The following is a 12,387-nucleotide window of genomic DNA, read 5'->3' as shown; positions in this document are numbered from 1 at the left end:
AATTTTTATAAAGTAATTTCTCTAAAACTTTTTCAACTAAAGTGTTAGCTACTAATCACTAATATTAGTTGGAGAAGTTCTGAGCTAGTTTTATTAACTTCATCTATTTCAACTGCCAAAATGCATAAATAAAGTTCCAGTGAATATTTTTTAAGGTAGATACTAACAATTGTCCACAACACGGAGTGTTCTTATGTATGTGAATACAATAGCTACATGTAGTAAACCTTTATCATTATTTACTGCTAACTTTTCTTTTTACTTTTTCTAAAATACCGAAGTCAACATCATCGATATTATCGATAATGTTATTTAGCAAAAAATTTTGCATAGAATTAATTTAGCATGACTTCTGAAAAAATGATATTTGAAGAAATAAAGACCCTTATTAGTCACTCTATGTAAATAACTATCACGAATATTGAATACGGCATTAGTTTGGAGCTATATCACTCATGATGAGCATAAAGACTTTTAAATGAAATTTTCAGACAAACTCGCATCTGCAGGTTATTCTATTGGTATTTAGTTAATGCAGAAACAATCCAATAGTGGCCGGGAGTAGAGCTATAGTCGTTTCTGGTGTATGAGAAAAAGTCATTGCGATGATTGATCTTGACCGGATCAACAATTAACCAGAGAGACATCGCAATGACTGAAAATGATAATGTTATTTCCATTGAAAAACCAGACAATCCGTTAGAGCAGTTGCTTAAAAGCGGGGCTCAGCAGTTGTTAGCTCAAGCGATTGAGGCTGAGCTGGCTGTTTTATTGGCTCAATACCAGCATGAGACCGTCGAGGGACTTCAGCGGATCGTCAAAAATGGTCACCAGCCTGAGCGTACGATCCAAACAGGCCTCGGTGATATTGAAGTAAAAATACCTAAAGTCAGGGATCGAAAAAAGGAAGGTATTAAATTCAATAGTGCCTTGATCCCGCCTTATCTAAAACGGACAAAAAATATCGAAGAGCTGCTCCCATGGCTCTATTTACGAGGGATTTCGACGGGTGATATGCAGCCCGCTTTAGTGTCTCTTTTAGGCGAGCAAGCCAAAGGGTTGTCCGCCAATAGTGTCTCTCGGTTGAAATCCACCTGGGAAACGGAGTATCAGCAGTGGTCTAAGCGTTCCTTGTAATGGTCTAATGAAACTGGAGAGGTTTATAGCGTAAAATGAGCTAAACCGAAAAGGTATCAATATGACCAGAAAATCAAAAGTCACACTCAGTGCACAGCAGAAACTTGAATATGCCAAATTAATGGTAGAAGAAGGCTATACCAATAAGCAAATTGAAGAAATGTCTGGCGCAGGAAAGTCAGCAGTATCACGTTGGAAGCAACAATATCTATCTGAGCTAGATGGTAAGAGCCCGGGAAATGTACAAGCACTAACACCTGAGCAGCAACGTATTCAATTGCTAGAGAAGCAGCTACAGCGCGCTTTAAGGGATAATGATATATTAAAAAAAGCCACCGCTTTCTTCATTCGCGACAATCAAAATTTAAAGTAATTAAAGCGTTGAAGAAAGCGACCCCAAGCTATACGGTATCTGAGTTGTGTCGTGCTTTAGAAGTCAGTACAAGTAGTTATTACTATGCGCCAGTCACGCCAAATAAGTCAGAGCAGGCACTGCTGGCGTTAATTGAATCTATCGCTGACGATTCCGGTTATACGTATGGTAGACGCAGAGTGCACGTTGAATTGAATGCGTTAAATCATACGATTGGAATATATAAAACAGCGGCACTGATGAAAAAGTTGAATATAAAAGCCATCAGGCCGAAGAAAAAACATTACTACCCTAATTCAGGTGATGAACATAAGTACGCACAGAACCTCTTAAAACGAGAGTTTAACCCTGATTCACATAACACGCATTGGGTCGGTGATATTACCTATATTAGGAATCACCAAGGGTGGAGTTACTTGGCCTGTGTGTTAGATTTATCAACGAGGGAAGTTGTAGGGTATGCCTTATCAACAAGCCCAAATGCTGAATTGGCTATAGCAGCATTGAATAATGCTATTAAGCGTCAACAGCCGGTTTTTAATCAACTGATGTTTCATTCCGATCAAGGGTGTCAGTATTCTGCGGCCTCGTTTAGAGCTCGGTTATCACAACTAACTATAACACAAAGTATGAGTCGTCGAGGTAATTGTTGGGATAATGCAGTAATGGAGCGATTTTTTAGAAGTTTAAAAACAGAGCGACTGAATCGCCTGTCATTTATAAATCATCATTCAGTTATAAGTGAGGTGGACAGTTATATTCAGTTTTACAATTACAAACGTAGGCATTCTACGCTTAATTATATGACGCCACATCAGAAATATAATGAATTAAAAAATGCCGCTTAGAATCTCTACAGAATTTGTTGACCATTACACCTTGGCTAAACGTCGATATGTGTATATCTGGGCCGATGGGATTTACAGCAAAATTCGAATGGATGATAAGCTGTGCTTACTGGTGATTATGGGCGTGATGAAACTGGCAGAAAGGAGCTATTGGCGGTGGTTGACGGGGTTCGTGAGTCTGAGCAGAGCCGGACTGAAGTGTTAAATCAGCTGCGCTCACAGGGTCTAACAATACCACCAAAATTGGCCATAGGGGATGGTGCGCTGGGGTTTTGGAATGCCCTCACCAAAGTATGGCCAACAACCCAACATCAACGTTGCTGGGTGCATAAAATCGCGAATGTGCTAAACAAAGTGCCGAAATCAATGCAACCTAAAATCAAAGCGAATTTACAAGATATCTGGATGGCAGAGAGTCGAGCTTCTGCTTATAAAGCGTATGATTTATTTGTTAAAAATTACTCAGTCAAATACCCAAAAGCGACGGATTGCTTGATGAAGGATAAAGATGAAATGCTGGCATTTTATGATTATCCTGCTGAGCATTGGATGCACATAAGAACGAATAATCCGATAGAGTCTACCTTTGCGACGGTAAGGCTGAGAACGCATAAAGTGAAGAGTTGTGGCAGCCGGACAACCACCTTAATGATGGTTTTTAAACTCGCGCAGTCGGCAGAGAAAAAATGGTACCGCTTGCGAGGATTTAAGCTACTGGCTGAAGTAATTACAGGGGTAAAATTTAAAGACGGCGAAAGAATAACTCAAGATCAAACAGAGCATCAAGATGAGCTCATACACCAGATTTGACAATAACTCGCCGGAGTAGGGGGTTACCGTTAATATGATTTTATTACTTTTAAAAATGATATTAACTGGCTTAAACTCAAAAATTTTATTCTTTATTGTGCATTGTAACGGTTTGTTTAATAAGCTCAGATGTTAATTGTAGAGTTGTAGATTCAGATATTGATTTATTTGCAGATAGTTGGCAAATATAAAATAATCCCATGTTCAAAAAAGCAGTTCGTTCAGTAGTTGTTGTTAAAATATTTGCAGTTTGCTTAATTGAACCAGATAACTCAGCCAGCGCAAGCGCTTTTTCAGAACTAGTGCCTTGACTAGTTGAGACACTTGCGGCAGTTTTGGACAAATTCAAAATAGCTTCTGAAATAGTTGCTTCACCTTTGCTATCGGTTGTTTTAATAGCTAATGCAGTTTGCATGCAAGCTCTAATTGTTCCATCTGGATCGTTTAAGATAACTTGCAGCACTGGTATCTGGCTTCCAAACAAAGAGCGTACCAACAGTTTGTTCATTTTTATGGCAATAGATATATAGGATTTTTTAAAGTATGTACTGCAACCACAAAGTATAGATGTAACAGCAATAATAGAAATAAGTTTCATATCGTACTCCTTTACATTAGTAACTAATATAAACATGGTTTACAAATATAATTATGTAAAGTTAAAAATGATTAGTAAGTAAATATGGTTGAAATTTCAGTAACAGCAGCAAAGTTAGCAGCACTCAAGTTGAAAAGTTCTTAACTGGCCACTGGCAATTGAGCAAATACACGAACTAATGAACGCTGTTCAAAAACCAAATACGTTTGCTTATATAGGCAACCAAGTAAAAATATCGTACCAAGATTTTATGATCACGGCAGAGCTAGGCCAGGGTTAAATACCATCATAGCTGCCGGTAAAGTTTAAACATCGGCAGCTCATTATAGTTGGGTGTAAATGAGCAGTGCTCAAAGTCAGCTAATATAAAACAGCTTTTAAAGTGCGTTTAGAATCAAAGTTAAACAACCAGCCATTAATAGTTAGTTATGTGTGAGTTAGGTGTTTGAAATTGGTGTAACTGATTTAACCTAAATTTGCATGCAAGTAGGGAAAATAGCGTTTATTAATCACGGTAATTAGGTTGTTACTTATAAAATCCACTATATTTAACATAATATAAATTATAGGCTATCAATTAATAACCTTAACTGGGGTGTGTTTATATGGGTGCTAAGTCCAATACTAGATGGAGTATATAGTTAACATGTGTATTTTATATAAAATATGAAGTTAAACTATTGATTAGTATGTTTTTAATTGAAAGTCAACGATGTACATACTGTGTATACACTTTTAGCTTATTATAAGAATTTCAAATAAATAGTCCGATACTAGACGGTATCGGACTATTTAATAAAATGATTTAATATATAAGAACGTTTTCTGAATAAATGTATTACTCAATGGATTGTTTAATAAAATCTTTAGAAGAAGCAAGCTTGCGATAAATCACCACTTTACGGTGGTTGTAGCCTAAGAGCTTTGCCAAATCACCACACTGTTCATTAATTTTTTCTTCAATATTTAAATCATCATTTTTAAAAATTCTTATGGTTGAGCTAAGTGTATTAATAATTTCACTGCTGCTTCCTCTAAATCTATCAAGAAGATCAAGTTTTTCGTAATGACTTACAATCAAATTAAATAAGTTATCTGGTATATCATTGGGTTGCTTAAGAGAGAACGTTGGCATCCAATTTAAATCAAAGGTAACTTCTAGGTACTGAGATTTTGGTAAATCGTCTAAAAAAAGATTTAGAAAAAGTCTGTTTCCGGCATCATCAGTAAAAGAGGCTGACTTCTTTCTATTACAATACGTACAACATGGAAATAGGTTTTTGGGGTGGACAGATAACTCGGAATATGAAGCTTGTCCAAGTATATGATCCATTGAGTCAACTTCGTTTATAGTGCAATTTTGGCATGTGTTAAGAATGTGCTTTTTATAGTGAGGATGTTTTGTTAAAGTATTCTTTAAAGTCTGGATCTTTTTATTCCTATAATCATATAAAGACTGTAAATATGCCCTTACTACTTCAGTGTTTTCTTTTTCTGTAATAGTTTCTAGTGAATTAACCTGAAAAGCTTTATCGTATTCTTCATAATGCAAAGCTTGGCTATGTTTAACAGCTTCTAGCTTCTCTTTAATATCTGGTTTTTTTTCTGTATTCCTTTTTGATTTAACAATATCTCTATAAAAAGAATAAGAATCTTCATCACTACATTTAATTTTTAACATATGAATTCACCAAGCTCTGAAGATATAAACGAACATTTAAACTTAACGGTAAGCTATCTTCTTTCATTATTTCAATTACCCTATCGTAAGTTCGATATTTTCTGACTAATTTTTTTATTGTTGCCTCATAACTCTTTGGAATCGCCCTATTCCCAAATACCTCTTCAGTTATTATTGATAAATTCTCTCCAAATGATTCAACACCAATATTGTTCACTGAAAGAAGGTTTTCTGATCTCGATAAGACTAAAACGTCTCTAGCGAACATTTCTTGAATAATTATTGGTGAATGAGTTGCAATTACACAATATGATTCGAATTCTTCTATAAGGTCTGCAATTCCGTTCATAAGCTGACTAATAGCATTTGGGTGAAGATGCGTTTCTGGTTCGTCAAATAGCAATAAGCTGTCTAATCTAATATTTGCAACTATTTCAGATACGACAAATAAAACAATAGACTGACCTGAGCTTAAAGACTCTCTTGCTTTCGTAAAACCCATTAGATCAAAATATAATTTTTCATTATCCTCTAGATCAATTTTAATAAACAAATCAATGAGTTCTTCGTCAAGAAAGTTAGAGATAATTTTTTTCCACTTATCCAGCCTACCTAATTTAGTTATCCTTTTCCAAGTATGATGAAACTTTTGAAGCTGCCCTTGCCTACTTCTCAAGTCACCTTTTTCATCTCTTGAACCACAATAAATATAGTTAAAGTTAGACGTTTTTTTAGGCAGCTCAAAATTATCAAATGGACTATACGAAACAGCGATGATTTTACTATAAACTGGCTTCTGAGGCCTTAATCGAGAACTTTTTTCTTGAGCTATTTCCAATGGTAATGTTGTCAGTAGTTGGGTTTTACCCACTCCATTCCTACCTATCAAAGTGATCATACGTTTTGGTATAATGTTATCTGTTGAGAATAAAAATGGAATATCTACACTTGTTTTTGAATACTTAGGCAGGAAATCGTATGTAAATGAATAAAGGTTATCCATATCTGCGCCATCAACCATAGGCTTCGCGACTCTATGCAACCTTTCGACATCATCTTCTCTAATTAAAGATAACTTGAAAATATCTTTGTTTTCGAACTCTTCAGAAACCTCTGTAAAAAATGCAGCGTCCTTTAATGCATAAAGTACAGACAATATATTTTTACCGAAAGCTTTTGATAAATTATCATAGTATTCTTTTTCTTGGCCTAGTGAAACATACCCTTCTTCCAAGTAGTAGAATTGCTCAGGAATTACTTTTGAGGTCTCATTGTTCTTGCTTGTTGCTATTTTTAGACTACCTAGTCTTACTTTTATTCCATTATCAAAAAAAACTAAACTAAAAGACGTGAGAAATCTAAAGTTATCATCCCAATTATCAGCTACAAGTAAAAAATACTTTTTCGGCTTCTCAGTATCAACTTCTAAACGACTTATATATCGATGTAAATTCAAATGAGGGTAAGGTTTTACATAAAATGGGATGTTATTTTTGGGGACATCAGTTGGTCTGTCCAAGGTTTGTAGTTTAGTTACTTCTAAAATAGGATAATCACCAACATAGCTTATCGTTGCTAGAGTTAAACTATCTAATTCTAATAAACCAGAAATTTTCTCGATAAAATAGTAAGACTGAGAGCTATTTTCCTGATATTTAGGGTGTAAAAAAACTTCGACGAATTTGATAAATTTGACTTCGTCTTTGAGAATCTGTAAGCGATTTTTAAATAACTCATATAAATCCCAATCATCATTATTTATTGTATGCTGAATTATATCCCCTTCAGCATTACTAAACCTTTCGTCTTCAGAAGGCATTTCTTTTAAGTTCCATATTTCATTTAAAAATGGAACAATCCCTTCATCCCTGTTGTTTGCAAAATCAAATGAGCCATTTGTTGATATAATTAAATCTAAAATTTTCTCTCTAGTTGATTCTCTCATTATTTATTCCTTTATAAATATGCTTTTCAATGTTCTAGTCAACTCCAGCCGAACACTTCTATTGAAGAATTTTCATACTCTACTGGTGTATACAAACCAACAATACGAGAATAGAAATCCATGACAATAGTGCTTGATGATGCACAACTTTTCCATATTTCCAGATGCTATCAACATCAGGAAGACTTTATACAGTATCTAAATCTCGTTGATTACCAACATTTGTAACCCTAGAGATTAGTTTTGACTAATCTAGATCAACTTTATACTTTCTCCTTGGCGGTAATAGCTCTTCAAACTCACAATTTAACGCATTTACCAGCTTGTAAAGGGTTTCGAGCTTAATATTCACACTCCCTCTTTCCATCTTTCCATAATTACCGCGCTCTATACCTACATATGCAGCAAACCCTTCTTGCGAATAGCCGGCTTCTTTACGTTTTTCTCGTAGTTTTTCACCAAAATTTTTAACTAAATCACTCACCTGATTTTCCTCAAGGCAAAATGATTAGATTTTCATGTTGAGGGCTTAACTACCACGCCCTATAATACCCATTATTATAATAAGTTTATTAGGATTTACTTTGAAATTTGACCCTCTCGTAGCTCAAATTATTGTTGCACCAAATTTTGATAGTTTTTCAACAAGTGATGTACGCTCCGCTTACTTGGCATTAAAAAGTGATTCTTCTTTAGTACCTACAGCAGTTAGGCGAAGTATATATTCCGAATTGATAAAGCTTGTTAAAAAAGGCTGGCTAAAAAAAATGGTGTCAAATAAAAAAGGATTTACACGATTCAATAAAACAGAGAGCTTTAACGTTGAGATAATTACTCAGCTAGCTAGTGTAATACCTATTGCAACTACAGAAAAGGCAGATGATAAACACGCGCTGTTACTTAGTAAGCTAAATCATTACAAAGCTGAGTTATTATTGAATATGGGTGAATCTGAGGCATATAAAGAGCTTTATTTGGAGTCACCCGAACTGGTAGATGAACTTCAGCCACAATACAACAAAGCGAGAGACAACAATACAAGAATACTTGGCAAGATTAGAGCAATTGAAGGCTTGCTGAAGCAGAGCGAAGCATTAGAAAAAATATGAAACTAAGACTATGGCAAACCGAGTGTATTAATTTAGCGCTTGCACAATACCAGAACGGCAATAGCCACTTTTTAGCCCTGGCAACTCCTGGGGCGGGGAAAACTTTGATGGCTTCGGAATTAGCTAACCAGTTATTAAAAAATAATATGATCGATTTAATTATTTGTTTCTCCCCGTCGTCTATTGTTTCTCAAGACTTTAAGGAAAGCTTACAGCTAAAGACTAATGAACGATTTGATGGGCTTATTGGCGCTAAAGGTAGAGCTTTAACCTATCAAAGTTTACAGTATTTAGATGTTCAATTTTGGCAGCTATTTGAACGATATCGTGTTTTTGTAATATTTGATGAAATTCATCATTGTGCCGGCTCTAATATTGATAATGCAAATGCATGGGGAGAGCAGATAATTCTTAACATTCAAAATAAAGCACAATGCACATTATCTTTGACAGGCACCCCTTGGCATTCTGACGCTGCCCCTATTGTTCTTTCATTATATCGACAGCCTGACAACAAAATAGCGTGTGACTACGTTTACGGGCTTTCAGAGGCTATTGTGGATAATGTTTGTCGGGTTCCACAAATAGTAGCTGTTGATAATAGTCGTATTACGGTTGTACTTGACGCTGAAACCAAAACATTTAACTGCTTTAAATCATTATTAAATTACTCCGGTGTTTCTTATCAAGAAATCATTGAAAATGAAGCGCTAATAAAATACATGATTTCTTCAGCTCAAAAAAAACTGACATCTATTAGATTGAAAAACCCCGATGCAGCAGGATTAATTGTTGCATCGTCTGTTGAGCATGCTCATCAAATTTCTACATTAATGCGAACTTACTTTGACGAAGATAGTATTATTGTGACCTATAGAGAAAATGAACCTACAAGTATTATTCAGCAGTTTAAGTGCGCACAAACTAAGTGGATTATTTCTGTTGGTATGATTAGCGAAGGTACAAACATCCCTCGTTTGCAGGTTTGCTGCCACCTTACAAACATTAAAACAGAAATGCATTTTAGACAAATATTGGGCCGCATACTTAGGGTAACAAACTCTAAAAATCAAGAAGCTATCATGTACATGCCCGCCGAACCTAAGCTGTTAGAGTACGCGAATAGAGTTAATCAAGATATTCCATTCGAAGCTGATGTAGTCAATTTTGAAAAGATGAAAGCTACTACTGAAAAGCCTACTCAAGATAAAGATTTAAGTGAAATGATTTTTAATAAGAAAAATAAAATACCTTCCAAAGCTGAGTTTGATTTTGGTAGCTTTGCCGATATTTTTGAACGACCTGTTGATAGCAATTGGCTTGAAACAACAGATGAACACTTCTTGACGGATGCATATGAGCGAATAATCAATATTTCGGGTCGCTTTCAGCAAGAGGCGATTGCTTTGGGGTTAAGTGAATTGATGTAATTACCTAGAATTTAAAGCATCAAGTAGTGCTCTACAGGTATGAAGTGTGTGATATTACAGATATGTTTATGTCAGCTTTCGTATAAAAAGCTGACTTATGAACGATTGTTTTTACTTTTCCTATTTAGTCTGCTTATAGCTCATGCCCGAATTCTTTTGTAGAGAGCTAAGCTTAAAACTCCATAAACACCGGAGTACAACTAATGCACCAGTTAACTATATATCAGCCTAAAGAGCCTTGGGATAAAAATAAGCTTTTAGGACAAAAGTCACCTCTAAAATTACAGCAAATATGGGCTATCCGAATACGACTGGAACTTTTTCATAAAATAAGGGATCTAGCACTATTTAACCTAGCCATAGATAGCAAACTAAGAGGATGTGAATTAGTTTCACTAAAAGTTAATGACATCGCACATGGTAAAACAATCCAATCATGGGCAATAGTCGTTCAAAAAAAGGCTGGTATGCCTGTTCAATTTGAAATTACTGGAAATACAAGGAAATCAATTGCGGCGCTCATAGAGCAATTTACTCTCAATTCTTATGATTACTTGTTTAAGTCACGAACTCATTCCTCTGAACACCTTTCAACCCGTCAATATGGACGTATAGTTTACTCTTGGATCACCTCAATTGGGTTAGACAAGACTCAATATGGCACTCATTCAATGAGACGTACCAAACCATCACTAATTTACAAAAAAACTAAAATTTAAAAGCCTGTCAGCTTCTACTTGGCCATAGAAAACTAGAGAGCACTGTCAGGTACTTGGGAATAGAAGTTGATGATGCGTTAGAAGTATCAGAACAGATCGATGCTTAAATTTGAACCTAAGCCAGACTCGAAGTTAGAGTCTGGCACGTGCCATGAGCGGGTGCTATGATGCGAAGTGTTTTAACTTGAAATACTCTTGTCTGCCAATTACCTCATGAATTACTAAATCTAGTAATTAATTGAGTTGCAGCTTACCGGTACTAATAAACTTTGTTATTATGCTTAAAAAGAACAATTTAAGTACCCTGATGCCTCAGATACCATACTGGTTGACTATTAATTCAAAGCTACAAGATGATCATTCGGGTTCGGATTGTCTTTCATTTTTCAATACTAATAGCGTAAGTGATGGCGAATCTCCATTGAATGAACATGGGAAAGTATTTGTCGATATGCTTTATTCAACAGGTTTTCCTCCCCACGATAAAATTTGGTTATTTCCGAAAGCTCCTCTAGATAATAAACATTCGCATCAAGTAGGCCAATTGTTCGTTTTGCTCATGAGAATTAAGAGTGATAATGCACTATGTGGTCACGGTACTATTACGACCGATGATTGTGGAGCTTACGTTAACTGGCAGCCCCCAAGCCCTGATTTACACGAGAACACTTATACGATACGACAGCTTTTGCTAGGAGATGCTGATGCCACTTTCCTATTAGCAAAAGATATTGCTGAGCGCTCTCTATTCCATAAGTATTTTCACCAACTGAGTTACTTGAAAGAACTGAGGTGTACAGACCCATTTCTTGGATATTTAGGTCTTTGGTCATTTATTGAAATTGAGTGGGCAGATGACCCAAAGAAAACAGCTATGAATCAATCTCTAAAGTCTCTGTTAGAAGACGTTTTTCACGATAGAAGAGACTTAAAAAAAGCATTTAATAAAAGGCTCCAAGATATATCTACTAAAGTTGGTCGGACTATGGATGAATATTCGATTCGTAATCTTTTAGCACATGGAAAATATCATAAAGTATCAAAAGATTGGGATAAGGAAAGCAACGAAGAGTTTCATGCCGTTCACGATGAGCTTTATAAAATTATGTTTGAAGGCCTTGAAGCGAAGATTAGAAATTGTGTCTAAAATATTTATTACACTCATAGCGGTTAAATTAGCAATGAAAGACATACCAATCAATGACTGTTTTCGCACAGTCTAACTCCAGCTCTGCCGCTTCTTTGCTGACAGCACGATAGACTGGCTTTAAGTCAGCCATAAATTCTTTCTGGTGTTTTGATGTTACATACTTGATTGAATTACTAATTTGATGAATAACACATTCCTGCACTTCTGTATTCGGGTATATACTGGCAATCGCCTCAGGAAAGCCTTTGAGGCCATCGACACAGGCAATAAGAATGTCTTTAACACCTCGGTTATGCAGGTCAGTAGTATGGAAAGCCAATAATTAGCCCCTTCTGATTCGGATAGGTGCAGCCCCAGTAGCTCTTTCTTGCCTTCAACATTCAGGCCTAAGATGGTCTAAATCGAATTCTTTGCTCATGTGTCATTCCTCTTTGTTGTATTCTAATGAAATGACACAGAATTCTAAACACTACCGTTAAGACTTATTTACTTTTAAGTATGCTTATTAATTCATCTCGAACATATATTCCTGACTCAATAGAAAGGCAATTAACAAACCTATCAACTTCATCCGATTTATTTTGTTA

8 protein-coding genes and 4 pseudogenes are annotated in these 12,387 nt (G+C 35.6%); 7 read left to right on the top strand and 5 right to left on the bottom strand.

Annotated elements, in window-relative coordinates:
* Positions 1-651 precede the first annotated feature (651 nt).
* The 3 genes and pseudogenes from PVK79_RS14190 to PVK79_RS14180 all read left to right on the top strand — a co-directional run.
* Positions 652-1,134: pseudogene (locus PVK79_RS14190) on the top strand (transposase); the annotation flags it as partial.
* A 64-nt stretch (positions 1,135-1,198) separates the two neighbouring features.
* A protein-coding gene (locus PVK79_RS14185) for an IS3 family transposase (protein ID WP_257324972.1) occupies positions 1,199-2,358 on the top strand; the annotation gives its coding sequence in 2 pieces (ribosomal slippage) (positions 1,199-1,472 and positions 1,472-2,358; 1,161 coding nt in all).
* 31 nt (positions 2,359-2,389) lie between these two features.
* Positions 2,390-3,168: pseudogene (locus PVK79_RS14180) on the top strand (IS256 family transposase); the annotation flags it as partial.
* Positions 3,169-3,253: 85 nt separating this feature from the next.
* Here the strand turns inward: PVK79_RS14180 and PVK79_RS14175 are convergent.
* The 4 genes from PVK79_RS14175 to PVK79_RS14160 all read right to left on the bottom strand — a co-directional run bounded on the left by PVK79_RS14175 (position 3,254) and on the right by PVK79_RS14160 (position 7,876).
* Positions 3,254-3,766, bottom strand: coding sequence for a hypothetical protein (locus PVK79_RS14175; RefSeq protein WP_257326011.1), 513 nt, complete (start codon positions 3,764-3,766; stop codon positions 3,254-3,256).
* An 838-nt stretch (positions 3,767-4,604) separates the two neighbouring features.
* Positions 4,605-5,447 carry a hypothetical protein gene (locus tag PVK79_RS14170; protein WP_257326009.1) on the bottom strand — a complete coding sequence of 281 codons (843 nt, stop codon included), beginning with the start codon at positions 5,445-5,447 and terminating at the stop codon, positions 4,605-4,607.
* Complete coding sequence (locus PVK79_RS14165; RefSeq protein WP_257326008.1) at positions 5,434-7,392, bottom strand: AbiJ-related protein; 1,959 nt, start codon at positions 7,390-7,392, stop codon at positions 5,434-5,436. Before PVK79_RS14165 ends, PVK79_RS14170 begins: the two co-directional genes overlap by 14 nt.
* A 247-nt stretch (positions 7,393-7,639) precedes the next feature.
* Complete coding sequence (locus tag PVK79_RS14160; RefSeq protein ID WP_257326007.1) at positions 7,640-7,876, bottom strand: helix-turn-helix domain-containing protein; 237 nt, start codon at positions 7,874-7,876, stop codon at positions 7,640-7,642.
* A 100-nt stretch (positions 7,877-7,976) separates the two neighbouring features.
* Here PVK79_RS14160 and PVK79_RS14155 point away from each other — a divergent pair, with 100 nt between their 5' ends.
* The 4 genes and pseudogenes from PVK79_RS14155 to PVK79_RS14140 all read left to right on the top strand — a co-directional run bounded on the left by PVK79_RS14155 (position 7,977) and on the right by PVK79_RS14140 (position 11,797).
* Positions 7,977-8,501: a hypothetical protein gene (locus tag PVK79_RS14155; RefSeq protein ID WP_257326005.1), complete on the top strand. Its 525-nt coding sequence runs from the start codon at positions 7,977-7,979 to the stop codon at positions 8,499-8,501.
* A complete protein-coding gene (locus PVK79_RS14150) occupies positions 8,498-9,931 on the top strand; it encodes a DEAD/DEAH box helicase (RefSeq protein WP_274803907.1) in 1,434 nt (477 codons plus the stop codon). The genes PVK79_RS14155 and PVK79_RS14150 overlap by 4 nt, the downstream gene beginning before the upstream one ends.
* A gap of 203 nt (positions 9,932-10,134) precedes the next feature.
* Positions 10,135-10,757: pseudogene (locus tag PVK79_RS14145) on the top strand (tyrosine-type recombinase/integrase).
* Positions 10,758-10,957: 200 nt separating this feature from the next.
* The gene (locus PVK79_RS14140; RefSeq protein ID WP_257326000.1) at positions 10,958-11,797 is read left to right on the top strand and encodes a hypothetical protein; all 840 of its coding nucleotides are present in this window, start codon (positions 10,958-10,960) and stop codon (positions 11,795-11,797) included.
* 70 nt (positions 11,798-11,867) lie between these two features.
* On the opposite strand, the pseudogene PVK79_RS14135 reads toward PVK79_RS14140, so the two are convergent.
* A pseudogene (locus PVK79_RS14135) lies at positions 11,868-12,196 on the bottom strand (transposase); the annotation flags it as partial.
* Positions 12,197-12,387: the final 191 nt, after the last annotated feature.

The sequence above is a fragment of the Pseudoalteromonas rhizosphaerae genome (assembly GCF_028885455.1).
Classification (GTDB): domain Bacteria; phylum Pseudomonadota; class Gammaproteobacteria; order Enterobacterales; family Alteromonadaceae; genus Pseudoalteromonas; species Pseudoalteromonas rhizosphaerae.
The sequence above is the reverse complement of the archived record's forward strand: the minus strand, read 5'-3'. Positions and strand labels throughout refer to the sequence as shown.